The 26,010-nt window shown below is 67.7% G+C and carries 22 protein-coding genes; 10 read left to right on the top strand and 12 right to left on the bottom strand.

Features of this window, described 5'->3' with window-relative positions; genetic code table 11:
• Positions 1 to 21: 21 nt before the first annotated feature.
• The 6 genes from E8M01_RS07670 to E8M01_RS07645 all read left to right on the top strand — a co-directional run bounded on the left by E8M01_RS07670 (position 22) and on the right by E8M01_RS07645 (position 5,639).
• Positions 22 to 741, top strand: coding sequence for an enoyl-CoA hydratase/isomerase family protein (locus tag E8M01_RS07670; RefSeq protein ID WP_215908866.1), 720 nt, complete (start codon positions 22 to 24; stop codon positions 739 to 741).
• Entirely contained in the window at positions 738 to 1,760 is a 1,023-nt protein-coding gene (locus tag E8M01_RS07665; protein ID WP_136959588.1) for a Gfo/Idh/MocA family protein, read from the top strand. The genes E8M01_RS07670 and E8M01_RS07665 overlap by 4 nt, the downstream gene beginning before the upstream one ends.
• Positions 1,757 to 2,764 (top strand): NAD(P)-dependent oxidoreductase, encoded by a 1,008-nt coding sequence (locus E8M01_RS07660; RefSeq protein WP_136959587.1) that lies wholly within the window; start codon positions 1,757 to 1,759, stop codon positions 2,762 to 2,764. The genes E8M01_RS07665 and E8M01_RS07660 overlap by 4 nt, the downstream gene beginning before the upstream one ends.
• Entirely contained in the window at positions 2,761 to 3,606 is an 846-nt protein-coding gene (locus E8M01_RS07655) for an amidohydrolase family protein (protein ID WP_136959586.1), read from the top strand. Before E8M01_RS07660 ends, E8M01_RS07655 begins: the two co-directional genes overlap by 4 nt.
• 141 nt (positions 3,607 to 3,747) lie before the next feature.
• On the top strand, positions 3,748 to 4,782 hold the full coding sequence (locus E8M01_RS07650) for a Bug family tripartite tricarboxylate transporter substrate binding protein (RefSeq protein WP_246088631.1): 1,035 nt from the start codon (positions 3,748 to 3,750) through the stop codon (positions 4,780 to 4,782).
• On the top strand, positions 4,779 to 5,639 hold the full coding sequence (locus E8M01_RS07645) for a transglutaminase domain-containing protein (protein WP_136959585.1): 861 nt from the start codon (positions 4,779 to 4,781) through the stop codon (positions 5,637 to 5,639). Before E8M01_RS07650 ends, E8M01_RS07645 begins: the two co-directional genes overlap by 4 nt.
• A 55-nt stretch (positions 5,640 to 5,694) precedes the next feature.
• On the opposite strand, the gene E8M01_RS07640 is transcribed toward E8M01_RS07645, so the two are convergent.
• The 9 genes from E8M01_RS07640 to E8M01_RS07600 form a co-directional block, all read right to left on the bottom strand.
• The gene (locus E8M01_RS07640) at positions 5,695 to 6,045 is read right to left on the bottom strand and encodes a type II toxin-antitoxin system RelE/ParE family toxin (RefSeq protein WP_342778691.1); all 351 of its coding nucleotides are present in this window, start codon (positions 6,043 to 6,045) and stop codon (positions 5,695 to 5,697) included.
• 2 nt (positions 6,046 to 6,047) lie between these two features.
• Positions 6,048 to 6,335, bottom strand: a complete 288-nt coding sequence (locus E8M01_RS07635; RefSeq protein ID WP_136959583.1) for a CopG family ribbon-helix-helix protein — start codon at positions 6,333 to 6,335, stop codon at positions 6,048 to 6,050.
• A 124-nt stretch (positions 6,336 to 6,459) separates the two neighbouring features.
• A complete protein-coding gene (locus E8M01_RS07630) occupies positions 6,460 to 8,085 on the bottom strand; it encodes an ABC transporter substrate-binding protein (RefSeq protein ID WP_136959582.1) in 1,626 nt (541 codons plus the stop codon).
• Between the two features lie 196 nt (positions 8,086 to 8,281).
• A complete protein-coding gene (locus tag E8M01_RS07625) occupies positions 8,282 to 8,779 on the bottom strand; it encodes a MaoC family dehydratase (RefSeq protein WP_136959581.1) in 498 nt (165 codons plus the stop codon).
• Between the two features lie 30 nt (positions 8,780 to 8,809).
• Complete coding sequence (locus E8M01_RS07620) at positions 8,810 to 9,595, bottom strand: 3-ketoacyl-ACP reductase (RefSeq protein ID WP_136959580.1); 786 nt, start codon at positions 9,593 to 9,595, stop codon at positions 8,810 to 8,812.
• A 195-nt stretch (positions 9,596 to 9,790) separates the two neighbouring features.
• Positions 9,791 to 11,407 (bottom strand): gamma-glutamyltransferase, encoded by a 1,617-nt coding sequence (ggt, locus tag E8M01_RS07615; RefSeq protein ID WP_215908865.1) that lies wholly within the window; start codon positions 11,405 to 11,407, stop codon positions 9,791 to 9,793.
• A gap of 38 nt (positions 11,408 to 11,445) precedes the next feature.
• Positions 11,446 to 12,984 carry an ABC transporter substrate-binding protein gene (locus E8M01_RS07610; RefSeq protein WP_170181826.1) on the bottom strand — a complete coding sequence of 513 codons (1,539 nt, stop codon included), beginning with the start codon at positions 12,982 to 12,984 and terminating at the stop codon, positions 11,446 to 11,448.
• Positions 12,985 to 13,112: 128 nt separating this feature from the next.
• A complete protein-coding gene (locus tag E8M01_RS07605) occupies positions 13,113 to 14,297 on the bottom strand; it encodes an ABC transporter substrate-binding protein (RefSeq protein WP_170181825.1) in 1,185 nt (394 codons plus the stop codon).
• A complete protein-coding gene (locus tag E8M01_RS07600) occupies positions 14,294 to 16,450 on the bottom strand; it encodes a TonB-dependent siderophore receptor (RefSeq protein ID WP_170181824.1) in 2,157 nt (718 codons plus the stop codon). The genes E8M01_RS07605 and E8M01_RS07600 overlap by 4 nt, the downstream gene beginning before the upstream one ends.
• 352 nt (positions 16,451 to 16,802) lie before the next feature.
• On the opposite strand from E8M01_RS07600, the gene E8M01_RS07595 reads away from it, so the two are divergent.
• Positions 16,803 to 17,534 carry an AraC family transcriptional regulator gene (locus E8M01_RS07595; protein WP_246088630.1) on the top strand — a complete coding sequence of 244 codons (732 nt, stop codon included), beginning with the start codon at positions 16,803 to 16,805 and terminating at the stop codon, positions 17,532 to 17,534.
• Between the two features lie 75 nt (positions 17,535 to 17,609).
• Here E8M01_RS07595 and E8M01_RS07590 read toward each other — a convergent pair whose 3' ends face one another.
• From E8M01_RS07590 to E8M01_RS07580, 3 genes are all read right to left on the bottom strand, one after another.
• The gene (locus tag E8M01_RS07590; RefSeq protein WP_136959575.1) at positions 17,610 to 18,401 is read right to left on the bottom strand and encodes an ABC transporter ATP-binding protein; all 792 of its coding nucleotides are present in this window, start codon (positions 18,399 to 18,401) and stop codon (positions 17,610 to 17,612) included.
• Positions 18,401 to 19,474, bottom strand: coding sequence for a FecCD family ABC transporter permease (locus E8M01_RS07585; RefSeq protein WP_136959574.1), 1,074 nt, complete (start codon positions 19,472 to 19,474; stop codon positions 18,401 to 18,403). The genes E8M01_RS07590 and E8M01_RS07585 overlap by 1 nt, the downstream gene beginning before the upstream one ends.
• Before the next feature lie 115 nt (positions 19,475 to 19,589).
• Complete coding sequence (locus E8M01_RS07580; protein ID WP_136959573.1) at positions 19,590 to 20,279, bottom strand: RraA family protein; 690 nt, start codon at positions 20,277 to 20,279, stop codon at positions 19,590 to 19,592.
• Between the two features lie 208 nt (positions 20,280 to 20,487).
• Between E8M01_RS07580 and putA the strand changes: the two genes are divergently transcribed.
• The 3 genes from putA to E8M01_RS07565 all read left to right on the top strand — a co-directional run bounded on the left by putA (position 20,488) and on the right by E8M01_RS07565 (position 25,964).
• Positions 20,488 to 24,363 carry a trifunctional transcriptional regulator/proline dehydrogenase/L-glutamate gamma-semialdehyde dehydrogenase gene (putA, locus tag E8M01_RS07575; protein WP_136959572.1) on the top strand — a complete coding sequence of 1,292 codons (3,876 nt, stop codon included), beginning with the start codon at positions 20,488 to 20,490 and terminating at the stop codon, positions 24,361 to 24,363.
• Between the two features lie 3 nt (positions 24,364 to 24,366).
• The gene (proC, locus tag E8M01_RS07570; protein ID WP_136959571.1) at positions 24,367 to 25,203 is read left to right on the top strand and encodes a pyrroline-5-carboxylate reductase; all 837 of its coding nucleotides are present in this window, start codon (positions 24,367 to 24,369) and stop codon (positions 25,201 to 25,203) included.
• 188 nt (positions 25,204 to 25,391) lie between these two features.
• Positions 25,392 to 25,964 carry a GbsR/MarR family transcriptional regulator gene (locus E8M01_RS07565; protein WP_136959570.1) on the top strand — a complete coding sequence of 191 codons (573 nt, stop codon included), beginning with the start codon at positions 25,392 to 25,394 and terminating at the stop codon, positions 25,962 to 25,964.
• The last annotated feature ends 46 nt before the right edge of the window (positions 25,965 to 26,010 follow it).

Genomic DNA, 26,010 nt, shown 5'->3' with positions numbered 1-26,010 from the left:
GACGGATTCGTCGCGGAAATCGTGCTGAATCGGCCGACCAAGCTCAATGCGGTGACGCCGGCCATGGCGGCGCGCCTGGAAAGCCTGTGCCGCGACATCGATCGCGACGACGGCGTGCGTGCCGTGCTGATCCGGGGTGCCGGGCCACGCGCCTTCTGCGCCGGCAGCGACCTGAATGCGCTGGCCGACTATCCAAGCGCGTGGACATTCCGCAACCGGGTGGAATATGCCACCGCCGTGCGCGACATCAGGAAGCCGGTGGTGGCGGCCCTGCACGGTTGGGTGCTGGGCGGCGGGGCCGAGACTGCGCTGTCGGCCGATATCCGGGTGATGGGGCGCAGCGCCCGTTTCGGCTTTCCCGAGGTGCAGCGCGGCTGGGTCGGCGGCGGCGGCGCGTCACAAATGCTGCCGCGGCTGATCGGCTACGGCCAGGCGATGAAGCTCCTGCTCACTGGCGATCCGATCGACGCGACGGAGGCGCATCGGCTCGGCCTGGTCGAGTACCTCGTCGACGACGACAAGGTCGAGGACGAGGCGCGCGCGCTGTGCCGGAAATTTGCCGGCTTCAGTCCGGTGGCGGTGGAATCGGTCAAGGCCTCGGTGCGCATGGCGATGGCCTCGACCTTGGCCGCCGGGCTTCGCTACGAGAATGAGATGAACACGCTCTGTTTTGCCGCCGGCGATCACATGGAGGGGATCCGGGCCTTCCAGCAGAAGCGCGACGCGGAGTTCAAGCAGTGACCATCGGGATCGCCGTGGTGGGCCTCGGCATGGCCCACAAGCCACATATCCAAAGCCTGCGCGAGCTTAAGGACCGCGCCCGGATCGTCGCCTGCCAGGCGCCGAGCGTGGAGCGGCGCCAGGCCTTTGCCGAGGCCCATCCGGACCTGCCCGTGGTGGCCGATCTCGATGCGGTGCTGGCCGACCCCGCGGTCGACGCGGTGATCCTGCTGACCCCGCCGATGACCCATCTGGACCTGACCCGGCGCGCGGCGGCCGCCGGCAAGCACGTGCTCCTGGAAAAGCCGCTCGACGTGACGGTCGAACGCGCGGAACAGTCGGTTGCCGCCATGGCCGCGGCCGGCCGCCGGTTCGGCGTCGTGCTGCAGCATCGGTTTCGGGCAGCCTCACTGAAGCTCGCCGCGATGGTCAAAAGCGGTGAGCTTGGTCCCCTGGTCTCCGGTTCGGCGGCGATCCGCTGGTGGCGCTCGCCTGACTATTTCGCTCAAGCCGGGCGCGGCATGATGGCGCGCGACGGCGGTGGCGTGCTGCTGACCCAGGCGATCCATACGCTCGACCTGTTCCAGAGCCTGACCGGTCCGATCACGCAGGTTGCCGCGATGGCGGCAACCTCACCGTCGCGCCGCATCGACACCGAAGATATCGTCGCCGCGGCGGTCCGCTTCGGCAATGGCGCGATCGGCACGGTCGACGCCACCACCGTGTCGTTTCCGGGCTTTCCGGAGCGAATCGAGCTGGCCTGCGAGAAGGCGACCGCGGTGCTCGAAGCCGAGACCCTGAAGGTCCATTTCCGCGACGGCCGCGTGGTGGTTCATGAAGGCGGGGAATCGAAGAGCGGCGGGGCCGACCCGATGGCCTTTTCCCATGAGGCGCACAAGGCGGTCATCACCGACTTCCTGGATGCCATCGACGCGGACCGCGACCCCGTGATCAGCGGTCGCGAGGCGCTGAAGGTCCACCGGCTGATCGATGCCCTGCTGGCCTCGGCGAGTGCTGGCGCAACACGAGACATTCCATGACAGCCAAACGTGTCTTCCTGACCCATACCCCGGACATGCTGGCCAATTATTACGGTCCGCGCGCGGTCGCGGCGCTGCGCGAGATGGCCGAGGTGGTGATCAACCCGACAGGCCAGGTGCTGGACGCCGAGGGCCTCGCCAAGGCCGCGGCGGGCGCTGCCATCATCGTCTCCGACCGCCTGACGCCCGGCTACGGCGCCTTCTTCAAAAGCGCTCCCGACCTCGTCGCCTTCCTGCGCTGCGCCGTCGATATCCGCAATGTCGACGTCGCCGCCGCCAGCCGCGAAGGCGTCCTGGTGACCCGCGCCACGCCGGGCTTCATCGCTTCCGTCGCCGAGCTCGGCTTCGGCATGATGATCGATCTCGCCCGCGGCGTGTCGCGCGCGGTCGGCAGCTATCGCGCCGGCGCAGCTCCGGTGCCGCGCATGGGCCGGCAGCTCAGCGGCTCGACCATCGGCATCATCGGTTATGGTGCGATCGGCCAGCATATGGCTGGCCTCGGCAAGGCCTTCGGCATGCGGGTGCTGGCGAGCGACCCCTATAAGACGATCGACGAGGACGGCATCGAGCAGGTGTCGTTCGAGGCGTTGCTGGCCGAGGCCGATTTCGTCATTTGCCTTGTCGTGGCGACCGAGGCGACCGAGAACCTGATGAACGCGGCCGCCTTCGCCCGGATGAAACCGGGCGCCTGTTTCGTCAACCTGTCGCGCGGCAACCTGGTCGACGAAGCGGCGCTCGCGGCGGCCCTGGATGCCGGCAGGCTCACGGGTGCCGCCATGGATGTCGGCCGCGCGCCGGACCAGATGCCGTCGCCCGCGCTCGCCGGCCGGCCCGATGTGGTGGCCACGCCCCATACCGGCGGGCTGACGCCGGCGGCGATCGAACACCAGGCCTTCGACACGGTTGGCCAGGTGCGCGCCCTGCTGTCGGGCGCAGTGCCGCCCGGCGCGGTCAATACCGAAGCGGCGACGCGGCTCGGCCGGTTGAAGGGGGGAGCATCATGACCACGACGGAGGGCACGGCCTTGCCCCGGCTGACGGCGCCGGCCAATGCCTGCGACACGCATCTGCATGTCTATGACCCGGCCTATCCGCTGGCGCCGACGGCGGCGAGCAAGCCGCCGGCGGACGCGACGGCTGCGCATTATCTCGCGGTCAGGGCACGGCTCGGGCTGACCCGGGCGGTGATCGTCCAGCCCTCGGTCTATGGCACCGACAATGCCTGCACGCTGGCCGGCATCGCGGCGCTCGGCCGTGAGGTCGCGCGCGGCGTCGCCGTGGTCGACGACCAGGCGTCGGAAGCTCACCTCGCGGCGCTGACCGCGGGCGGCATGCGCGGCGCACGCTTCCTGATGATGCCGGGAGGCGCCATCCCCTGGGACCAGCTCGACCGGATCGCCGCCAAGGTGCAGAGCGTCGGCTGGCACGTGCAATTGCAGATGGACGGCCGGCTCCTGCACGAACGCATCGCCCAGATCCGGTCATGGCCGGGCCGCATCGTCATCGACCATGTCGGCAAGTTCCTGGAACCGGTGCCGGTCGACAGCCCGGCCTTCCGGCTGCTCCTTGAGCTCGTTGCGTCCGGCCGGGTCTGGGTCAAGCTGGCCGCACCCTACGAGGTGTCGAAGACCGGCGGGCCGCGATACGAAGACGTCAGCCGGCTCGCCCGCGCGCTGGTGAAAGCCGCGCCCGAGCGCATGCTCTGGGCGAGCAACTGGCCACATCCTGGCATCAACCCACGGCCGGATGCCGCCGATCTCCTGGATATCCTGGCCGACTGGGCGCCTGACGAGGCCGATCGCCGGCGCATCCTGGTCGACAACACGGCGCAAGTTTACGGGTTCTAGCCGAAGAGGTTCGGGTGACGGCATCAAGACAAACTGTCTAAACTTCCGCGGCATGGTGCCAATGTCCGCCGGTATCCCGTGGCCTCGCAATGTCGTGCCATGGGTGGGCGGACCTTCCGGAAAGATCAAGGGAACGGACAGATGAGCAAAGCTTTCGATCGCGGCCGGTCCATGCCGTCGTCCGAACCGACCGGCAATGCCGCCATCAGCCGCCGGCATTTCGCCGGGCTTGTCGGCGGTTCGGCCGCGCTGGTCGCAGCACCGCGCATCGCCTCCGCGCAGGCCTATCCGGCCCGCCCGGTTCGCGCCATCGTGACCTTCGCCCCTGGTGGCACGGTCGACGTCTACGCCCGCCTTGCCTGCCAGCATCTGTCGCAGAAGCTCGGCCAGCAATTCGTCGTCGAGAATGTCGCCGGCGCCACCGGCAATCGCGGCACCACCCAGGCAGCCCGCTCAACCCCGGACGGTTACACGCTCTTGTTCGCGCTCAGCACGCATGCGGTGAACGCGTCGATATTCAGCAATCTGCAATATGATCCCGTCGCCGATTTCGTGCCGATCAACCTGTCGGTCTCCTCCACCCATGTGGTCTCGGTCCACCCTTCGGTTGCCGCCAAAGGCGCCAGGGAATTCGTCGCCGACCTGAGAGCAAGGCCCAACCAGAACTATGCGCATGGCGGCCTCGGCACCCAGGGCCATCTGCTCGCCGAACGCCTGAAGGTCACGCAAGACCTCGACATGGTGGCGGTCACCTTCCCGGGCGCGGGACCGGCGATCCAGGCCGTCGTCGCAAACCAGATATCGAGCGCCTGGACCACCATGGCCTCCGCCGGCCCGATGATCGCCGGCGGCCGCCTGAAGGCGCTGGCCGTCACCGGCCAAACGCGCTCGAAGCTGCTGCCTGATGTGCCGACCATGATCGAACAAGGCTTCCCCGAAGTCGTCGGCGACACCTGGGTCGGCATCATGGCGCCCAAGGGCACGCCGGAAGAGGTCGTGACGACCATCAACCGTGAGATCGCGGAATTCCTCGAGCAGCCGGCAGCACGCCAGCGCCTCGCCGACGTCGGCTTCGACGTGGTCAACAAGGGGCCGGCGGAATTCGCCGCAGTGCTGAAGGACGAGATCGTCTTCTGGAAGAAGGTGGTCGAGGAGACGAAGGTGAGAATCGAGTGACCCAAACCGGGCCGCGGGCCCTTTCAGGCAGTCTGGAGGTCTACGCGAAGCAGGATCACGTCACCGATCCCGGCGGGCTCGCGGCGCTGTATGACGACCTGCCTGCCGAGCCCGGGGCCCTGCGCGACATCGTTTCAGGGCTCATCATTCACGTGTCTTGGGCTGCGCAATACGGCATCTCGCCCGACACCGCCATGCCGCGCGAGACGCAATCGGTCGCCGATCGACTGCAACTGATCCAGAAGAATTGTCCCGGGCCGCTTGCGGCAGAGCGCCCAGCCGAGAGACGGACGTTCGGCACCTGCCGCGATTATTCGTTGCTGCTCTGCAGCATGCTCAGACAGCGGTCGGTCCCGGCGCGGGTCAGATGTGGTTTCGCAACCTATTTCAGCGCCGGGCCATACCAGGATCACTGGATCGTCGAATATTGGATCGGCCTCGAGCAGCGCTGGGTTCGTGCCGACGCACAGCTCGACCAGCTTCACCGCGATCGACTGGATATCACCTTCGACTGCGCCGACATGCCAACAGGAACTTTTCTCGACGGCGTGCGCGCATGGACGCTGGTGCGGGCAGGTGCCGCCGCGCCGGACCAATTCGGCCACGGCGATTCAAATGGCCTGTGGTTTCTCAGGGTCAATCTTCAGCGAGATCTTCTGGCGCTGACGAACCAACCTATGTCCGCGTGGGACAGCTGGCGCAACGCGACCTCGCCCAGCAAAGGTCTCAGCGACAAGGGGCTCGCCTCGGCCGACCAACTGGCGCGTGCGGTGGAGGCGGCGGAAGGCGCCGCGGATGGCATTGCCGGGCTGCGGGAGCTGGCGGCCATGGGGCAGACGCCGCCGTGGCAGGGCTGATCGGTTTCGAAAATTCGCGACGCTGATTCATGGTGCGCCTCGGACCCGCCCCGGCTCATGGCGGATCATCGCGTTTTGCGATTTCCGAGCTGGCGCCTGGTTCGCCGTCCGGTCGACGGGCCTCATCGACAGTTCTCGCCGGCGGCCACTGCCTCGCAACATGCAGCAGACGGAGGATACGGACGAGGTCGCCGGCCGTATCGTAGATCAGGATGTAATTCTGATGCGCGACCAGTTCGCGGGTGGCGGCAACACGACCAGGGCGCCCGAGGCCCGGATGATCGAGAAGACCGCTGGCCTTCTGCGAAAACAGTTCGTCGAGGCCGAGCGCGGCGCTCGGATTGGCGGCCTCGACATAATCGTAGATCGCACGGCGATCATCGAGAGCTTCCGGGGTCCAGAACAACCTCAAGATGGGGTGGTGAGCTTGCGGCGTGTCCGGCTCCTGCGAGAGGCGAATTCCGCTTCCACATCCTCGTTTGCGACAAGGCGGCCCGCGGCAGCGGAATCCAGCCCAGCCTGGACCTGGCGACGGAACCAGGCGTCATGTTCGGCAGCGTCCTGCTGCTGCCGTACGAAATCGCGCATGAAGTCGCGCAGTAGCTGCGCGCCGGTGCGGTCGCGGGACTTTGCCGCCGCGGCGAATTGTTCTTTCAGGGTCTCCTCGACACGGAAAGTGAAGGTTGCCTCGGTCATGACACCAAGCCTCTTGTGTTACATGATCAGTACAATGTAGCACATCAGTCGGCGTCGCGAAATTCCCTGGACCGATCGCAATGCCGCGGCTCCCGAACCAGCAGGCCGGGAGCCGCGCCGTGGGTCAGGACGAGACCGGCTTCACGTCATACATGTCGAGCATCCAGCCGGCCGCGGTCAGCGGCAGTTTCGAGAGATTGCTGCGCACCGCGATCTGGTAGACCGGCTGGAACAGCATGATCAGGTTGGCCTGGTCGACCAGGCGCTTCTGATATTCGACCCAGAGCTCGGCCTGTTTCTTGGCGTCGGTCTCGGCGGCGGCGTCGCGGACCAGCTTGGTGACGTCGGCCGGCACCTCCCAATGGACCCGCTTGGCGACGCGTTCGACGGTGGCGGCGGCCCAGAGCAGGTTCTCCACCGCCGGCGGGTTCCAGAAGGTCAGGAGACCGCCCTGCGCCTTGTTGCCGGTATAGGTGGTGCGCAGGTTGACCTGATCCATCGGATTGAGCCGGGCGCGGATATTGACCCGGGCGAGGTCGGCCTGGATCTTCTGGGCCAGCGTCTGGTAGGTGACGCCGGCGATCGCCGCATTGCCATAGGCGATCTCGAATTCGAAACCGTCGGCGAGCCCGGCGCTCTGCAGGAGCTGCTTGGCCTTGTCGAGGTTCTGCCGGAAGCCGATCTGCCTGGCGATCTCCTCGGTCGATCCGGCAACCCCGATCGGCAGGAAGTGGGCCGGGTGCAGGGCCGCCCCGCCGAGCAGGTTCTTGATGATACCGTCATAGTCGATGGCATAACCGATGGCCTGGCGTGCGCCCTTCTGCGCCAGCGCCTTGTTGTATTCGACCTCCTGGGTCACCGCCATGTAGACGAAGTCGAGGCTGGTGAGAGCTTCCAGGCGCAGGTTCGGATCGGCCTTGATGGTCGAGACCTGCTCGGGGATCAGGTTGAAGGCAATGTCGATATCGCCGCGCCGGATCGACAGGAGCTGGGCCGCGCTGTCGCCGATATGGCGGATGATCACCCGTTCGAAGGGCGGCTTGCCGCGCCAGTAATTGTCGTTGCGGGTGAACTGGATCTGGGCGTTGCGCTCCCAGCGGGTCAGCCGGTAGGCGCCGGTGCCGGCCGAGTTCTCGTTCAGCCAGGTGGTCGCCTTGTCCTTGGTCTTGGCCTCGCGGCTGGCGTCGCCGCCATGCTGCTCGACCAGCTTGCGGTCATAGATGACGAAGCCGGGGGCGGCGATGATGGTCAGGAGCGGCTGGGTCGGGTCCTTCAGGATGATGTCGACGGTCTTGGCGTCGACGATCTCGGTGCGCTCGACATGCGAGATATATTGCGAGGTCTGGTCGCCGATATGGAGCACGCGGTCCATCGACCACTTGACGTCCTCGGCGGTCATCGGATTGCCGCTGGCGAATTTGACGTTGTCGCGCAGCGTGAAGCGCCAGCCCTTGCCGTCAGGCGTGCGCTCCCATTTGGTGGCGAGCGAGGGGCGAATGGTGATGTAGTCGCCGGGCGCCATGGTGACGAGCATGTCATAGGCGGCCAGCAGCGTCATCGGCGGGGTATATTGCGCCTGGCGGGCCGGATCGAGGGTGATCGTGTCGCTGATGTCGATGCCGATCACCAGCGTATTCCGGCGCGTCTGGGCATAGACCCGCTCGGGCAAGCCGGCGGCGATCGCGGCGCCGCCAATGCCGAGCAGCTTCATCAGCTCGCGCCGGTCCATCCAACCCTTTTCGAAAGCCATCGTCGTTTCTCCCTGATCGTTGTTGCTGCGCCAAGGTTCGAGCTCGGCTGCGGTTGTTTTGGATCGATCTAAATTGCGGGCAAATCAAAGCCCCGTATCGCCGTCTCCCGACGTGGGGAGCCGAACTTTGCGTCGGGTCGCCGGTCCCGTCAATCCGCGCGGTGCCGCGCCTGCCGGGCCGCGGCGCCGCCCATGCTCAGGCGGCCGTGTCTCCTTGCGGCTTCAGCCGGGTCAGCAGGGCGGTCTCGCCGTCCTGGACCACCGCGCCGTGCTGATTGGTGACGGTGAAACCGAGGGTCGCGATGCCGCGGTCGCCCTTGCTGGTCAGGCGCCTGGCTTTCACCTCGACCGTCACGCCGATCCGGTCGCCGGCCAGGATCGGGCCCTTGAAGTTCCAGTTCCAGCCGAGCGACGCCACCGCCATGATACGCACCGAGGAGCGGTTCTTCAGCCCGTCGGCCATGGCAAGGCCGAGCAGGCCATGGGCGACGCGCGCCTGGAACCCTTGCGAGCGGGCGAATTCGTCGTCCATGTGCAGGTCGAAGAAGTCGCCGGAGAGACCGGCGAAGCCGACGATATGGGCGTCGGTGATGACGATGTGGCCGGTCGTGTAATGATCGCCGACGCGCAGATCCTCGAACCAATATTCGCCCGGCCCGAGCAGCCGTGTTGCGTCCTTGTTCGTCTCGCTCATCGGCGGTTCACTCATGTTCTTGTGCCCCCGTCACAGCTTGGAAATCGACAGCCCACCGTCGACATGGACGATCTCGCCGGTCGTATAGGCGAGCGCGCCGCTGGCCAGGGTTGCGACCGCGCGGCCGACATCCTCCGGCTCGCCCCAGCGCGAGATCGGCGAAAAGCCGTCGGCGAACATCTGGTCGTAGCGCGCCTTGGCGACCGCCGTCATGGCGGTGCGGATGACGCCGGGGCGGATCTCGTAGGTGTGGATGCCCTCGCCGGCGAGCCGCAGCGCGAAGACCTTGCTCATCATGCTCAGCCCGATCTTGGAGATGCAATATTCGGCGCGATCGGGGGAAGCGGCCTCGGCGTTCATCGAGGAGATGGTGATGATGCTGCGGAAGGCCGCCGAAGGCGCCAGGGTCATCCGCCTGGCCACGCCTTGAGTCAGGAAGAACGGCCCGCGCAGATTGGTGCCGATCAGCCGGTCGAAACTTTCGGCCGAGACGTCGAAAATGTCGCCGCGGGTCTTCACCGATATGCCGGCATTGTTGACCAGGCAGTCGATGCGGCCGAAGCCCGACCAGGCGGCGTCGACAAGCGCGCCATGGCCGGCCAGATCGGCAATGTCGCCGGCGACCGCCTTGGCCTCGGCGCCGCGCGCCCGCAGCGCGCCAAGCGTTTCCTCGAGTTCGGGCGAGGCCTGGAGATCATTGACGACCAGGCGGAATTTCCGGTCGGCCAAGGCGAGCGCGATGGCGCGGCCGATGCCACGGCCGGCGCCGGTGACGAAGGCGACCGGCGATGGGCCGTCCGATGCTGTTTGGGCCATGCCCTTGGTCCTCGACTGGCGCAGCCCGCTCATGCGCGCTGGTGTTCTCCCGCGATCGCGCCGATTGCTTCCGGCACTGGCCGGAAGCCCCCAGGCGATCGCCTCGTTCTTATCTATTAGAACGATCTAAATGGCGTCAACTGTCAAGCGTCGGCCGGGACCGCCGGACCAGATGACCGGGAGTTCAGGCGCTGGTCAGGTGACGCTGACGCCATAGGCGACGCCGTCGCGGCCGGGATCGGCGCCGCCCTCGAGCCGGCCGTCCGGGGTCACCCGGATGCCGTGGACGACGCCGAAATAGTGGCTCATCGGATTGCGGATGACCTCGTAGCCCATGGCTTCGAGCGGTTCGGTGATCCAGCGCGGGATGCGGTTGGTGACGTCGATGGCATTGCTGGTGGCGGAGAAGCGCGGCGCGCTCACCGCCTGCTGCATGTCCATGCCGAAATCCACGACGTTGAGGATCGCCTGCAAGACGCCCATGACGATCTGGGTGCCGCCGGGCGCGCCGATCACCAGCTCGACCTTATCCCCGTTGAACACGATGGTCGGGCACATGGCGCTGAACCGGCTCTTGCCCGGCGCGATGCTGCCGGCGCGGCCCGGGCGCGGATCGAACACGCCCATGCAGCCATTGTACATGAAGCCGAGCCCCTCGGTGATGACGCCCGAGGGCATGCCGAGCGAATGGGTGACGGTGACGCAATTGCCCTCGGCATCGACCACGCTGACATGGGTGGTATCCTTGGGCACTTCGGAGGCCTGGTAGCGGGTGACATGGGCCTTGATCCCGGCCTTGATCTCGGCCGCCGCTTCGCGGGCATAACGTTTCGACAGCAGGTGCTCGACGGGGATATCGACGAAACGGGGATCGCCGACATGACGGTCTTTGTCGATGGTCGAGCGCTTCATCGTCTCGCAGACGACACGGATATATTCCGGCGTGTTGTGACCGAGCGCCCGAAGGTCGAAATTCTCCAGGATGTTGAGCATCTGGACCAGCATGATGCCGCCGCCGGGCGGCTGGTTGGTGGTGATGCGGCGGCCGCGATAAGTGCCCTCCAGCGGCGCCTGGCGGGTCGGCTCGAAGAGCGCGAGATCCTTGCCGCTGAGAAGGGCACCGTTGGCGCGCATGTCGGCCGCGATCCGCTGGCCGATCTCGCCGGTGTAAAAATCCTGCGCCCCGGCTTCGGCGATCCGCCGGAGCGTCGCGGCATAATCGGGATTGCGGATCAGCTCGCCGAGGCGCTTCGGCGATCCGTCGGGCCGGCGGTAGAGCGCCCGGCCGGCGGCGGTGTAATTGACCCGGTCCTGGTTGGAGGCGCGGCCCATGCTGCCCTCGTCGGTCCAGAACGAGACGACCGCCGGACGCACCAGCCAGCCCGCCTCGGCGAAGCGGATCGCCGGCGCCAGCACGTCGGCCCAGGTCAGGCGGCCATGGGTCCGGTGGGCGATGTCGAGCGCCTTGAGGGTCGCCGGCATCGCGATCGAACCGTAACCGACATCGTTGACACCGCCCTTCAGGATGAAACCGAAACCGTCGCGGGTCTCGCCCTCGATCAGGTCCTGCCACATGGTCGGCGTCGCCTTCAGCGGCGCGGGGGCGTGGAAGTCGATATAGTCGTGGCTCTTGCCCGGCCGGTAGATGCCCATGCTGCCGAAGCCGGCAATGCCGCACATCAAGGGGTCGACCACGGTCTGGACGAGCGCCGCGGCGACCGCCGCATCCACCGCATTGCCGCCGCGCATCAGCATCAGCGCGCCGGCTTCGGCCGCCTCGGGCTGGGCGGCAACGACCATCGCATTGTCCATGGCTGGCTCGTCCTCTGATTGACGGTAGCGGCGGCGTGTCAGCGCCAGCGCTGCATGTAGAAACGTGGGTTCTCGTCCGGCCAGGTCCGGTAGGCGAGATCGCTGGTGAAGGCGGTGACCGAGGGGTTGGTATAGAGCGGCAGGACGAAGACATTGTCGGCGATCTTGCGCAGGATCAGGCCATAGAGGCGCTTGCGCTCCTCCGGGTCGATGGCGGTGGAGGCGGCCTCGGCCCAGGCCTTGATCTCGGCATCACGCACCATGTCGTCGGGCAGGTGGGTGAAGAACGGGTTGACCATGGCCGCGGTGTCGTTGAGCGAATAGGACCCCCAGGAGGTGTCGACCAGGCGGGCCTGGCCCTTGTGCTGGCGGTCGCGCACCGCCGCATAGGCCATGAAGGAGAGCCTGGTGCGGATGCCGGCGGCGGCCAGGAAGCCGTTCAAGGCCTCGATGCGCGGACGCGAGCGGAAGCCGAGGATCTCGGTGTCGAAGCCGTTGGGATAACCGGCCTCGCTCAGCAGCTGGCGGGCTCGTGCCGGATCGTAGGCGATGCGCCGGACCTCGGTGGTGCAGCCGAACTGGGTCTCGAAACAGAAGGCGTGCCAGGTGCGCGAGCCGGCGCCGATCAGGTTCTTGACGATGGCGTCGCGGTCGATCGCATGGGCCACCGCCTCGCGCACCCGGCGATCCTGGAACGGGTTCGGGCCGGCGCGGCCCTCGACGTCGAACTGCAGGAAGATGATGCGCATGGTCTCGGCCGACAGCACCGCGATATTGGGCACGGTCGCGAGTTTCTGCGCGGTCTCCTCGGGCAGCTGGCTGATCCAGTCGACGCCGCCGGCCATCAGCTCGGCCATTTGCGTGCCGGCATCCGGCACGACCCGCATGACCACGCGCCGGATCGACGGCCGGCCCTTGGGGCTGTCGGCCATATAGGCCGGATTGATCTCGAACTGGGCTTCCTTGCCGGGGTCCCAGCGGGTGAAGCGATAGGGCCCGGTGCCGATCAGCCGCGCCGCCGGAACCGCCCGGCCGGCGCCGGCATCGCGGTAGAAATCGACGGGCATGATGGCAATGGGGCCCGAGAGATATTCGAGTGCCGCCGGGAAGGGCGCGTGAAGCAGCAGGCGGACCTGGTGCGGGCCGGTCTTTTCGGCGCGCCTGATCCAGTTCACATTGCTCGGATTGTTGACCTTGTTGGCGGGGTCGATGACGAAGTTGAGGGTGTAGACGACGTCGTCGGCGGAAAAGGCCCGGCCGTCGTGGAAGCTGACATCGCGGCGCAGATCGAGCTCCAGCGTCAGCGGGTCGATCCAGCGCCAGGCGGTGGCGAGCAGGGGCTTGTATTGCGAGGTGTCGGGATCGCGATGGATCAGCGTGTCCCAGACCATCTGGCCAATGAACAGCACACCCTCGCGGAACGAATTGTAATAGGGCTCGCCCGAGGGGATGGCGAAGGTCGAGGCCCAGCGCAGCGTGTCGTCACGTTTGCCGGCTTCGGCCGGACTCCCGCCGAGGACGAGCGAGAGCAGCGCGGCGGTCAGCGCCGGCCGCAGTCTTGTCGATAAAGCGCTCATGCCGTCACTCCCCGAGGCGACGGCATGGCCCATCTTGACGTGGCTCACCGACCTCTAGCCGAACCATGACAAGAAAGGCCGCAGCCGACAACGCCGAGCACCGCACGGGAGCATGGCGCGGGAAATGGCTAGCGCCGCGTGGGGGCAGGCGCCGCGGGCGGACCGTCGGTCCAGAAGGAGCCGTCAAGCGGTGCCGCCAGGTAGCGCGTGTTGATCTCGTAAAGCGTTGCGTCGGGGTCGAGATCGGCGAACAGGCGCGGGTGCAGCCATTTGGCCAGGCGCTCGATGGCCACCACATGCACGGGCGTGTGGACGAAGAGATGCCAGAGGCCATGGGCCCGGCCGCCCGCCATGGCGCCGAGCGCCGCGAGATCCGGCCGGCGGATCAGCGCGGCGAAGCCCGACGCGGCGCGCTCGGCGGCAATGCCGGGGCCAAAGGCAAGGCCTGCGGGAGCACCGATGGCACTGGCGACATAGACATCCGGGTTGCGGCTGATCAGGAATTCCAGGCTGACCTGGCCGATCGGCCCGGTCAGGCGCTCGCTGCCGATATTGACCCCGCCGGCGGCGCGGATCATGCCGTCGACGGTGCCGGGCCCGGCGGTGAAACAGCAGTCCGGCCGGTCGGCGAAGGCATGGAAAAACACCGCCGGCCGCGGCTGTTTGGCGTCAGCCAGCCGCCCGGCAATGCGGTCGAGCCGGCCGCGGTAAAAGCCGATATAGGCTTCGGCCTGGGCCTCGCGGCCAATCAGCTTGCCGAGCAAACGCAGGCTCGGCTCGGTGTTCTCGAGCGGCTGCAGGAAGAAGTCGACGACCACAATGGCAATGCCGGCGGCCTCGAGCTGGCCGAAGGCCGGCGGATAGGACGCCGGGCCGGAACCGTAACGCTGCAGGTCGAAGCTGCTGAGCACCACCAGGTCGGGTTTCAGCGCGATGATCGTCTCGGCCGACAGGCTGTCGAGCGTGCCGCGGCCAATGGCGGGGATCCGGTCGACGGCCGGATAGCGGGCCCGGACAATGGCCGGCTGGATAGTGTTGGCGCCGCCCTCGGCCCAGCCGACGACGAGGCCGACGGGGTCCGGATGCAGAAGCGACAGGGCATCGAGGCTGACCCAGGCGCCGAGCACCAGGCGGCGGGCGGCCCGCGGCAGCACCACCTCGCGGCCGGCGAGGTCGGTGACCTTGATCGGCAGTTCCGGCATGGCGCGGGCCCGCGCCTCGGGCGGCAAGGCCAGCGCCAGCAAGAGGCCGGCGGCCAGCAGCCGCACCAAAGTCCGCCAGGCCGGTGGAAAGCCCAAACGCAACACGTTCACCACCGATAGCTCAAGGTTGCCAGCACGGTGCGGCGCGAACCGAGCGTGCAGCCCGGCACATTGCCGCATTGGGAGACGTAATAGGTGTCGAACAGGTTCTTGGCCACCACCGAAAGCCTGGCCCCGGCCAGCCGCGGCGAAGCGTTACCGAGATCATATTGCAGGCTGGCATCGACAAGGGCATAGGCCGGCACCTGCACGCTGTTGGTGCCGTTGAAGGTCCCGCCGACATAACGCAGGCCCGCGCCGACGGTGAGGCCGGCGAGCCCGCCCGACTGCACGGTGTAATCGGCCCAGAGCGAAGCCTGGTGCACCGGCGTTGCCGCCAGCCTTTTTCCCACGTCGGCCGCGACCGAGCTTTTGGTCACCTCATGGTCGAGATAGGCATAGGAGGCAATGATGCCCCAGCCTTCGCCGAGCCTGGCGCGCGCCTCGACGTCGAAACCGCGCACCGAGACCTCGCCGAGCTGGACCCGGGCGAAGGGATGGGCGGGGTTGGTGTCGCCGGTCAGGCTGTTCTGCTGGCGAATGTCGAAAATGGCGGCGGTGATCGAAGCGTTGACGCCGGCCGGCTGGTATTTGATGCCGGCCTCGTATTGCCTTGATGTCAGCGGCCGGAACACCTGGCCGAAAAAGTCAGTCTCAGCCGTCGGCTGGAAGGCGCTGGAATAACTGACATAAGGCGCCAGGCCATTGTCGAAGACATAGCTGAGGCCCGCTCGGCCGGAAAAAGCGCGGTCGTCGGCGGTGGCGGCGACCAGCGCCTTGGTCGAGACCGTGGTGGTGCGGGTCTGCACGCTCGACCAGTCGTAACGGCCGGAGAAGGTCGCGATGAAACCGCCGAACTTGATCTGGTCCTGGGCATAGACGCCGAGCTGGCGGAGATCGGCGGTCTTGCGCTGGAAATTGATGCCGGGGTCGGTGACGGCAAGGCCATAGGTCGGGTTGAAAATGTCGATCGCGGGGGCGCCGCCACGGCCGACATCATAGGTGCTGTGCTCGTTGCGGTAGTCGAGGCCGAACAGCATGGTATGCGCCAGCGCGCCGGTCTGGAACCGCGCGACCAGGCGATTGTCCAAGGTCACCGCGCGGGCCGTGGCATCGATGCGGAAGGCGTTGCGGTTCAGCGTGCGGTTGTCCGGCTGCAGCTCGCCATTGCGGTTCAGCGCGCGCAGATAGATGTCGTTTGCCGTGTAGCGCAGGTTCTGGCTGAAGCTGAAGGTGTCGTTGAAGCGATGGTCCAGGGCATAACCGACCATGGCCTGGTCGCGGTCGAAGCGGTCGAAGGTCGGTTCGCCGGCATAACGGTTGAACGGCAGGCGGCCGTTGACCGGATTGGGGTTCAGCGTGCCCGAGGTCGGCAGGTAGTTGAAGCTCGCATGGCCGTTCCGGTCGCGCAGCACCTGGCCGAGAATGGTCAGCGTGGTGTCGTCGCCCGGCCGCCAGGTGAAGGCCGGCGCCAGGAACAGCCGGTCGTCATGCATGAAGTCGACCTGGGTCTGCGACTGCCTGACCACGCCGGTGAGCCGGTAGAGGAAGGTGCCGCCGGCATCGATCGGTCCGCCAAAATCGAACGATCCCTGCAGGCGCGAGAAGCTGCCGGTCTGGACTTGCACCTCGCGCAGCGGCGTCGCGGTCGGACGCTTGGACACCATGTTGACGATGCCGCCCGGGCCGCTCTGGCCGTAGAGCCCGGAGGAGGGGCCGCGCAGGATCTCGATACGCTCCAGGCCGTAGGGCTCGACGACGGAAGTGGTCCAGTCGGCGGTGGCGCTGCCGTCGGGCAGGCGCATGCCGTCCAGGAACATGTCGGCCTTGAAGCCGCGGATCTGGACATAGCTGTCGAATCGCGAGGCGGCGCCATAGGTCTCGGCTGCGACGCCGGCGGAATAGCGCAAGGCCTCGCCAATGGTCTGTGCGCCCTGCACGCGGATCTGGTCAGCCGGAATGATGTTGACGGTCTGGGGGATCTCGATGACCGGCGTATCGGTCTTGGCGCCGGCCAGCGTGCGGCGCGCGACATAGCCGGAATCGGGGCCGAACGGGCCGGCGGCGCTGGCGCCCTGGATGACGATCTCGTCGAGCTGCACCGGGCGGTTGGGATCTGCCGGCACAACGGTCTGGGCCAGTGTTGCTTGGGTCAGGCAAGCCATGGCGACAGCCGATGAGCCGGCGAATACCGTTCTTTTCTTAAACGGACGCGCGTGATGCGGCTGGGGTGGCTGAAGACGCGGGGGCGATATCGACATAAGAGGCTCATATGACTTTATAGAGACAAAATTGTTGTACAGTTATTTCTGATATTACTACATTTGATCCATTCTAACCAAGCGCAGTCGCTCGAATATTATAGTCTTGCCCCTGTTTCACGTGTGGATCATAGTTCACCGAGATCAGGTCAAAATCCGCTGAGATATGGCAAAACAGGCAAAAGCACCGCAAACGGGTCATCCGGGTCCGCCCATCGTCGACAAGCTGCCGCTGCCCGAGGAAACGCCCCGGCCGGTGACCGTGCTGGACCAGAGCTTTCCGAACGGCGCCCGCACTCGCTGGCACAGCCACCGGCGCACCGAGCTTGTGCATGCCTCGGGCGGGCTTCTGGTGCTCAACACCGAGGACGGCACCTGGACCGCGCCGGCTGGCCACGCGCTGCTGGTGGCGGCCAATGTGCCGCATGAGCTCGCCGCTTACGGCTGTTCGGAGATGCGCGCGGCCTTCTTGACCGACGAGGCGCTCGGTCTGGCCCTGCCGACCACCTGCCGGGTGATTGCGGTCTCCGAACTGCTCGACATTGCGCTGCGGGCGCTGGCGGCGGGACCCTTGCTCTATGATCTTGGCGGGCGCGGCGGGCATCTCGCGGCACTGATCACCGATGAGATCACCAAGGCCGCGGAAATCCAGATCGCCCTGCCGGTGCCGCAAAACAAGACGCTGCGCAAGCTCTGCCGTGAGCTGATCCAGACGCCGTCGCTGGCGCTCGACCTCGACGGCTGGTCCGACCGCATCGGGGTCAGCCGCAGCACCTTCACCCGCCGGTTCCGCGCCGAGACGGGCTTGAGCTTCGCCGAATGGCGGCGGCGCCTGCGCATGCTGCACGCGCTGACGCTACGCGCCGACGGCGCGCCGCTCAGGCTCGCCGCCCAGACCGCCGGTTACCGCAGCACCAATGCGCTGCGCGACATGATGCGCCGGACCATGGCGGCAACCATGACGCCGCTGGAGCCGGAGGGGTTTTGAGGGGAATAGCGGGTGGCGAGTGGGGAAGGAAAAGCGCTGCAGATCGGCTGATCGCCGTGCAATGACCTCGCCGGTTCAGCCAGGGACGGGCCCATCCACCGCAATGTGCAGCCGGCCGCGCGAGCAGCGCTCGACCCGGGCGTCGACGCCATAGACGCTGCGCAGGATCTCCGGCGTGATGGCGGTCTCGGGTCGGCCCTGCGCCGCGCAGCGGCCATGGTCGAGCACCACGACATGGTCGGCCCAGGCGGCGGCGAGCGTCAGGTCGTGCAGCACGGCGACGACGATGCGGCCTTCACGCGCGAGTTCGCGCACCACGGTCATCACATCAAGCTGGTGGCGGAGATCGAGCGCGCTGGTCGGCTCGTCGAGCAGCAGGAGTTTCGGCGCCCGCACCATGGCCTGCGCAAGACTTGCAAGCTGGCGCTGGCCGCCGGAAAGCCGGCCAATGCCGTCGAGCGCCAGGTCGACAATGCCGAGCCGGTCGAGCACGTCGACGGCGCGCCGCCGGGCTTCGGTGAGGCCACCGTCGAATTCGGCCAAAGGCGAGGCCTTCAAGGCGCCAATGACAGCCTCAAGCACGCTGAGCTCGGCGCCCTGCGGCAGGCTCTGCGGCATGAAGGCGACATGGCCGGCGCGCTGGGCCAGGCCCAGCGCCGAGAGCTCGATGCCGCCGAGCCGGACCGAGCCGGCGGCCGGCAGCAGGCCGGCAAGGCCGCGCAGCAAGGTCGATTTGCCGGCCGCGTTCGGCCCGACCAGCGCGGTGACGCTGCCTTCAGGGATGGGCGACAGCGAAAAATCCGTCAGCACCGGGCGGTTGCGGTAGCCGGCGCTGAAACCGGTAATGGCGAGCGGGCCCGAGGTCATCAGAGCGGCTCGCGCCGGCGCAGGATCAAGGCGAGGAAGACCGGCAGGCCAACCAGCGAGGTGACGATGCCGATCGGCAGGATGACGCCGGGCGCGATCGACTTGGAGGCGACATCGGCGAGCGCCATGACCAGCGCGCCGGTCAAGGCGCTCGCCGGCAGGAAGAAGCGGTGGTCCTCGCCGATCAACAGGCGGGCAATATGCGGCCCGACCAGGCCAATGAAACCAATGGTGCCGACAAAGGCGACTGAGGTGGCGGCGAGCAAGCTGATGCGGAACAGGGAGAAGAAGCGCAGCCGGCCGACATCGACGCCGAGGCTGCGGGCGCGGTCTTCGCCGAGCCGGAGCGCGGTGAGTTTCCAGGAGGCGGCAACGGAAAAGGGAAAGGTCAGCGCCACCACCACGGCGAGCACGCCGATCGCCTCCCAGGTAACCCGGGTGAGGCTGCCCATGCCCCAGAACACCAGTTGTTGCAGGGCGTCGGCGGAAGCCACGTATTGCACCAGGGCGACCAGGGCGTTGAAGGTGAAGACCAGCGCGATGCCGAACAGCACGAGGCTGTCGACGCCGGCACCGCGCAGGCTCGCGACGCTCTGCAGCAAGAGCACGGAGGCGAAAGCGAAGATGAAGGCATTGCCGGTGACGATCCAGCCGGCCGGTATGCCGGGCAAGCCGATGCCGAGCACGATGGCGAGCGCCGCGCCGAGCGAGGCGGCCGAGGAGACGCCGAGGGTGAAGGGGCTCGCCAGCGGGTTGTTCAGGATGGTCTGCATCTCGGCGCCGGCCAGCGACAGGGCGACGCCGACCAGCAGGGCCATGACCGCCGGCGGCAGGCGAACGTCCCAGATGATGACGGCCGTGCTGCGGCTGACCGAACCCGGCGCGACCAGCGCGTTCAAGGCATCGCGCAGACCGAGGCCGGAGGGACCGGTGGCGAGATCGAGCACGAAAGCCGACGCAAGCAGCAGGGCAAGCACCGCGACGATCGCAACGCGGCGCCGGACCAGGCGGCCATAACGCCAAAGGACGGCCTCTCTGGCGGCGGCGCCTGTGCCGAGGCCTGTGCTGTTCATTTTAGGTCTTGCCTGTCCGCGATGGCGGGAGGCGAGCCATAACGCAGGACACTGGCAAGGTTCAAGGCCGGTCGACATGACCGGTTCAGTCGACCCGGGTTCAATCGATCGAGGTTCAATCGATTTCTTGGACGCGGCCGCCGGCATGGAGATCCTTTACCCAGTCGGGAATGGTCAGGCCGGCCTTGACGCGGGCAACCAGTGCGGCCTCGGCGGCCTTGATCGCGGCAAGGCGCGCGATGACGCCGTCGATCCGGGCAAAGGGCACGACCACCACGCCGTCGCTATCGGCAATGACGATGTCGCCGGGGGCAATCTGCACGCCGCCGGCGACAACCGGCAGGTTGACCGTGCCGGGGCCGGTCTTGGCCGGCGAATTGGGCGTCACGCCCGAGGCGAAACAGGGCAGGCCAACCTCACGAATGCCGGGCACGTCACGCACGCAGCCATCGGTGACGAAACCGACCGCGCCGAGATTGCGCGCCATGCCGAGTACGAGGTCGCCGACCACCGCGGTTTCGCGATAGCCGTCGGCGGCGGCGACCAGCACGTCGCCGGGTTGGACGAGCGGGAAGGCGGCGAACACCGCGAGATTGTCGGCCGGCCCGGCATGGCAAGGCACGGCGACGCCGCAGAAGATCGCCTGTTCGGGCACCACCGGCTTGATCTCGGGCGCCATGGCGCCGCGCCCGCCGAGCGCGTCGACGATGAAACCGGTCGGCACGCCGTCAAGCGCCGCGATCTGGGCGGCGGTCGGGCGCGGCACCTGGCGGCGCAGCGTGATCAGGGGAGGATCGTCGATCATCTGATGGCTCCGGTTGCAGGGCCTCAGTCTTTTCCGGTGATCCGCGTGCTGTCCATGCGCGATGCCGGGAGGCAGCCCCGACAGGGGCCGAAGACTCCTTGTCGATCTCGCCGGGTTGCGCCTCATGTCCTTTCGGGTTGCGCCTCTGCGCAAACTGGTGCTACCAAATGCGATATTCTCGAACGGATCGCACGCGGAGCTGACGGCCATGGCCAATACGACGATCGGTGTGAAGATCGACGAGGACCTGCGCAACCGGCTGAAGGCGGCCGCGGAAAGCCAGGGCCGGTCGCCCCATGCCTTGATCAAGCATTCGATCCTGTCGGTGCTGGAACATCTCGATCGCGGCGATGCCCTGCCGGACTTCCTCAGCGCCGCCGGCGCAACCGGGCCGTCCGACGGCGACCACGGCCTGGCCTTGCCGTTCCTCGCCTTCGCCCAGTCGGTGCAGCCGCAAAGCGTGTTGCGCGCCAAGATCACCGCCGCCTATCGGCGTCCCGAGCCGGAATGCGTTCCGGTGCTGCTGGCCGAAGCCGCCATGCCGGAGCCGCGTGTCGCCGCGACCCAGAAGCTCGCCCGCAAGCTGGTCGAGGCTTTGCGCGACAAGGGGCAGCGCGGCGGCGTCGAGGGGCTGATCCACGAATATGCCCTGTCGAGCCAGGAGGGCGTCGCGCTGATGTGTCTCGCCGAGGCGCTCCTGCGCATTCCCGACCGGGCGACCCGCGACGCGCTGATCCGCGACAAGATCAGCCATGGCGACTGGAAGTCGCATCTCGGCCACAGCGCCTCGGTCTTCGTCAATGCCGCGACCTGGGGCCTGCTGGTCACCGGCCACCTGACCTCGACCTCGAGCGAGGCTGGCCTGTCCTCGGCCCTGACCCGGCTGATCGGCCGCAGCGGCGAGCCGGTGATCCGCAAGGGCGTCGACATTGCCATGCGCATGATGGGCGAGCAGTTCGTCACCGGCCAGACCATCTCGGAGGCGCTCGCCAACAGCCGCAAGATGGAGGCGCGCGGCTTCCGTTATTCCTATGACATGCTGGGCGAGGCGGCGATGACGGCGAGCGACGCCGAACGTTATTTTGCCGACTACACACAGGCCATCCACGCCATCGGCAAGGCCGCCGGCGGCCGCGGCATCTATGAAGGGCCGGGTATTTCGATCAAGCTCTCGGCGCTGCATCCGCGCTATTCACGCGCCCAGCGCGACCGGGTGATGAGCGAGCTGCTGGCCCGGGTGAAGACGCTGGCCGTGCTGGCGCGGCGCTATGACATCGGCCTCAATATCGATGCCGAGGAGGCCGACCGGCTGGAACTGTCGCTCGATCTCCTGGAGGCGATCTGCTTCGACCCGGAGCTCGCCGGCTGGAACGGCATCGGCTTCGTCGTCCAGGGTTACCAGAAGCGCGCGCTGTTCGTGATCGACCACCTGATCGACCTGGCGCGGCGCAGCGGCCGGCGGCTGATGGTGCGCCTGGTCAAGGGCGCCTATTGGGACAGCGAGATCAAGCGCGCCCAGCAGGACGGCCTCGAGGGTTTCCCGGTGTTCACCCGCAAGGTCCACACCGACCTGTCCTATCTCGCCTGCGCCAAGAAGATGCTGGCGGTGCCGGATGCGCTGTTCCCGCAATTCGCCACCCACAATGCCCATACGCTGGCTGCCATCCATTCGATGGCCGGCGAGAATTTCTACTCGGGCCAATATGAGTTCCAGTGCCTGCACGGCATGGGCGAACCGCTCTACGAAGAGGTGGTCGGCCGCGACAAGCTGAACCGGCCGTGCCGGATCTATGCCCCGGTCGGCACCCACGAGACGCTGCTCGCCTATCTGGTGCGCCGCCTCCTGGAGAACGGCGCCAATACCTCCTTCGTCAACCGCATCGCCGATCTGTCGCTGCCGATCGAGGAATTGATCGCCGAGCCCGCCGATATCGCCCGGTCGATCACACCGCTCGGCGCGCCGCATGACAAGATCGCCCTGCCGGCCGACCTGTTCGGCGCCGAACGGGCCAATTCCGCCGGCATCGACCTGTCGAACGAACAGCGCCTGGCGTCGCTCTCGGCGGCGCTCCTGCTCAATGCCGCCGAGCCCTGGCGGGCCGCGCCGACCCATGCCGAGGCCGCCGGCCAGGGGCCTGCCCGCGATATCCTCAACCCGGCCGACCGGCGCGATGTCGTCGGCCATGTGCTGGAGGCGACGCCCGGCGATGTCGAGGCGGCGCTCGGCCACGCGGTGGCGGCGGCGCCGATCTGGCAGTCGACCCCGCCGGAGGAGCGTGCCGCCTGCCTCGACCGTGCCGCCAACCTGCTGGAAGCGCGCATGCCGGTGCTGCTCGGCCTGATCGTCCGCGAGGCCGGCAAGTCGCTGGCCAATGCGGTCGGCGAGGTGCGCGAGGCGGTCGACTTCCTGCGCTATTACGCCGGCAAGCTGCGCCAGGGCTTCTCCAACGACACGCACCGGCCGCTCGGGCCGGTCGTCTGCATCAGCCCGTGGAATTTCCCGCTGGCGATCTTCACCGGCCAGGTCGCAGCGGCGCTTGCCGCCGGCAATCCGGTGATCGCCAAGCCGGCGGAAGAAACCCCGCTGATCGCGGCCGAGGCCGTGCGCATCCTGCACGAGGCCGGCATCGGCGCCGGCGCGGTGCAGTTGCTGCCGGGCGCCGGCGACGTCGGCGCGGCGCTGGTGGCCGATCCGCGCGTGCGCGGCGTCATGTTCACCGGTTCCACCGAGGTGGCCCGGCTGATCCAGCGTCAGCTTGCCGGCCGGCTCAGCCCGGAGGGCCGGCCGATCCCGCTGATCGCCGAGACCGGCGGCCAGAATGCGCTGATCGTCGATTCCTCGGCGCTGGCCGAACAGGTGGTGGCGGATGTCCTGCTCTCGGCCTTCGATTCGGCCGGCCAGCGCTGCTCGGCGCTGCGTGTGCTCTGCCTGCAGGAGGAGATCGCCGACCACGTGATGACCATGCTGAAGGGGGCGCTCGCCGAACTGGTCGTCGGCAATCCCGACCGGCTGTCGACCGATGTCGGTCCGGTGATCAGCACCGAGGCGCAGGACCGGCTGCGCGGCCATGTCGAGGCGATGCGCGGCAAGGGTCACAAGGTCCATGCCCTGGACCTGCCAGCGGACTGCCGCAATGGCATTTTCGTCGCGCCGACCATGATCGAGATCGGCGGGCTCGCCGAGCTCGAGCGCGAGGTGTTCGGCCCGGTGCTGCATGTGCTGCGCTACCGGCGCCAGGATCTCGACGGCCTGATCGCCGACATCAACCGCACCGGTTATGGCCTGACCTTCGGCCTGCACACGCGCATCGACGAGACCATCGCCCATGTCACGGCCAAGGTCGAAGCCGGCAATATCTATGTCAACCGCAACATGATCGGCGCGGTGGTCGGCGTGCAGCCGTTCGGCGGCCATGGCCTGTCGGGCACCGGGCCGAAAGCCGGCGGGCCGCTTTACATGCGCCGCCTGGTCGCCGCCTACCCGGCCGATAGCGAGAGCCTGCCGCGTTCCGAGCAGCCGATGCCGGCGGCCAAGGCCTTTCAAGCCTGGCTCGGTGCCAAGGGTTTCGGCGACGCGGCCAGCCGCTTTGCCAGATATCGCGAGCGCTCGCGCGCCGGCGCGGTGAAGGAGCTGCCCGGCCCGGTCGGCGAGCGCAACCTCTACGTGCTCGAAGGCCGCGGCACGGTGCTTTGCCTGGCCCAGACCGAGACCGGCCTTCTCGCCCAGATCGGCGCGGCGCTGGCCACCGGCAACCGGGCGGCCGTGCTTGGCGCCGAGCCGCTGTTCGGGCCGCTCAAGGCGTCGCTGCCGAAAGACCTGAAGGACTGGATCACGCCGGTCGCCGATATCGCGGCAGAGCCCTTTGGCGCGGCGCTGTTCGAAGGCGACAGCGACACGCTGCGCGAGCTCAACCAGAAGCTGGCCGAGCTTGCCGGGCCGATCGTGCCGGTCTTCGGCGTCGCCCGCGAAGCGCTGGCCTCGGGCGCCGAGGACTATCCGATCGTCTGGCTCTTGCGCGAACGGGCGGTGAGCACCAACACCGCCGCGGCCGGCGGCAATGCCAGCCTGATGAGCATCGGCTAGGCGATGATCGCCAGCCATTCCGCTCATCCGGCCGAGGCCGGCGTGGTGATTGTCGGTGGCGGCAATATGGGCCTGGCGCTCGCCGCCGGTTTCGCCGCGACCGGCGCCCTGGCCGTGACGGTGGTGGATCCGTCGCCGGAGCGGGCCCGCGCGAAACTGCCGGCCGGCGTCGCGGTCACGCTCATCGATTCCCCGGCGGGCATTGCCGGCCAGCCGGGCATGATCGTGCTGGCGGTGAAGCCGGCCCTGGTTCCCCGGGTGCTCGCCGGCTATCGCAGCCTGATCGATGCCGGCGCGCTGGTCGTGTCGATCGCCGCCGGCGTCGGCCACGACGCCATCCGGTCGCGGCTCGGCCCGCAGGCCCGGGTGATCCGGGCCATGCCCAATACGCCGGCCTTGGTTCGCCAGGGCATGACCGTGCTTCATGGCGGGCCCGGGCTCGCGGAGGCCGACCGGCAGAGCGCCGAGCGCCTGTTCCAGGCGGTCGGCGCGACGGCCTGGGTCGACCGGGAGGAGCTGATCGATGCGGCGACCGCCGTCTCCGGCAGTGGCCCGGCCTATGTCTTCGCTTTCGCCGAACACCTGGCCGCCGCCGGTGCCGCGGCTGGCCTGCCGGCGGCGCTCGCGGCCGAACTCGCGCGGGCGACGCTGGTCGGCGCCGTGGCCCTGATGAACCAGCCGGGCGCCGAGGCCCGCGCCCTGAAGCGCATGGTCTGCAGCCCCGGTGGTACCACCGAGGCGGGGTTGAGCGTGCTCGAGGGCCAACCCGGCCTCGCCGAACTGCTGGAGGGCACGGTCCGCGCGGCCCGCGAGCGGGCGGCGGCGTTGAGCAGGGGGTAGGGGCGTAGAAAAAAAAGCTGCGCTTTTTGCCTCGATGCCGCTCTGCTGCGATCGCTGGCCGATCGCGTTCCACCTCGCCGGTGCGTCGGCGCCACCTGCGGCATTGCGTCTCGCTTGTCAGAGCCTCGCGCCAGCTTGTACTGTGATTTCAGAAATTACTGAAATGACCGACTTTAGGAAAATTGACGATGAACCTGCCGCCGCTGGTCCAGGCCTTCGTGCTGCATTTCGGCGAGATGGGCAGCCGCTGGGGCATCAACCGCACGGTCGGGCAGGTCTATGCCTTGCTCTATGTCTCGCCGGATCCGCTGTGCGCCGACGAGATCGTCGCGGCACTCGGCATTTCCCGGTCCAATGTCTCGATGAGCCTGAAGGAGCTGCAGGCCTGGAACCTGGTCCTGCTGAAACACCTGCCCAATGACCGGCGCGACTTCTTCACCACCCCCGACGACGTCTGGCAGATCCTGCGCACGCTGGCCGAGGAGCGGAAGAAGCGCGAGGTCGATCCGACCCTGTCGGTCTTGCGTGAGATCCTGATGCAGCAGCCGGCGAGCGATGCCGAACGCCATGCCCAGGCGCGGATGTCGGAGATGCACGGCCTGATCGAGCGCCTGACCACCTGGTATGACGAGGTCAAGCAGCTGGAGACGACGCGGCTGACGACGCTCCTGACGCTGGGCGCCAAGGTCACGCGGCTGTTGGAAACCAAGGACAAGATCGTGTCCCTTGGCCGTTCCCGGCGCGCCGGCGACAAGGGGTGATGCGGTGGACGAAAACGCCCGAGCCGATCTCGGTCTGACCCAGGCG

This window comes from Phreatobacter stygius (assembly GCF_005144885.1).
Lineage (GTDB): Bacteria > Pseudomonadota > Alphaproteobacteria > Rhizobiales > Phreatobacteraceae > Phreatobacter > Phreatobacter stygius.
Note: the sequence above shows the minus strand (reverse complement) of the source record. Positions and strands in the feature narration are given on the sequence as shown.

Bases quoted from the DNA above. Each gene is read 5' to 3' on its own strand.
- E8M01_RS07610 (WP_170181826.1), bottom strand. From the start codon at position 12,984: ATGAGCGCTTTATCGACAAGACTGCGGCCGGCGCTGACCGCCGCGCTG.
- E8M01_RS07630 (WP_136959582.1), bottom strand. From the start codon at position 8,085: ATGGCTTTCGAAAAGGGTTGGATGGACCGGCGCGAGCTGATGAAGCTG.
- proC (WP_136959571.1), top strand. From the start codon at position 24,367: ATGATCGCCAGCCATTCCGCTCATCCGGCCGAGGCCGGCGTGGTGATT.
- E8M01_RS07600 (WP_170181824.1), bottom strand. From the start codon at position 16,450: ATGGCTTGCCTGACCCAAGCAACACTGGCCCAGACCGTTGTGCCGGCA.
- ggt (WP_215908865.1), bottom strand. From the start codon at position 11,407: ATGGACAATGCGATGGTCGTTGCCGCCCAGCCCGAGGCGGCCGAAGCC.
- E8M01_RS07620 (WP_136959580.1), bottom strand. From the start codon at position 9,595: ATGGCCCAAACAGCATCGGACGGCCCATCGCCGGTCGCCTTCGTCACC.
- E8M01_RS07580 (WP_136959573.1), bottom strand. From the start codon at position 20,279: ATGATCGACGATCCTCCCCTGATCACGCTGCGCCGCCAGGTGCCGCGC.
- E8M01_RS07655 (WP_136959586.1), top strand. From the start codon at position 2,761: ATGACCACGACGGAGGGCACGGCCTTGCCCCGGCTGACGGCGCCGGCC.
- E8M01_RS07635 (WP_136959583.1), bottom strand. From the start codon at position 6,335: ATGACCGAGGCAACCTTCACTTTCCGTGTCGAGGAGACCCTGAAAGAA.
- E8M01_RS07585 (WP_136959574.1), bottom strand. From the start codon at position 19,474: ATGAACAGCACAGGCCTCGGCACAGGCGCCGCCGCCAGAGAGGCCGTC.
- E8M01_RS07660 (WP_136959587.1), top strand. From the start codon at position 1,757: ATGACAGCCAAACGTGTCTTCCTGACCCATACCCCGGACATGCTGGCC.
- putA (WP_136959572.1), top strand. From the start codon at position 20,488: ATGGCCAATACGACGATCGGTGTGAAGATCGACGAGGACCTGCGCAAC.
- E8M01_RS07625 (WP_136959581.1), bottom strand. From the start codon at position 8,779: ATGAGCGAGACGAACAAGGACGCAACACGGCTGCTCGGGCCGGGCGAA.
- E8M01_RS07590 (WP_136959575.1), bottom strand. From the start codon at position 18,401: ATGACCTCGGGCCCGCTCGCCATTACCGGTTTCAGCGCCGGCTACCGC.
- E8M01_RS07650 (WP_246088631.1), top strand. From the start codon at position 3,748: ATGAGCAAAGCTTTCGATCGCGGCCGGTCCATGCCGTCGTCCGAACCG.
- E8M01_RS07565 (WP_136959570.1), top strand. From the start codon at position 25,392: ATGAACCTGCCGCCGCTGGTCCAGGCCTTCGTGCTGCATTTCGGCGAG.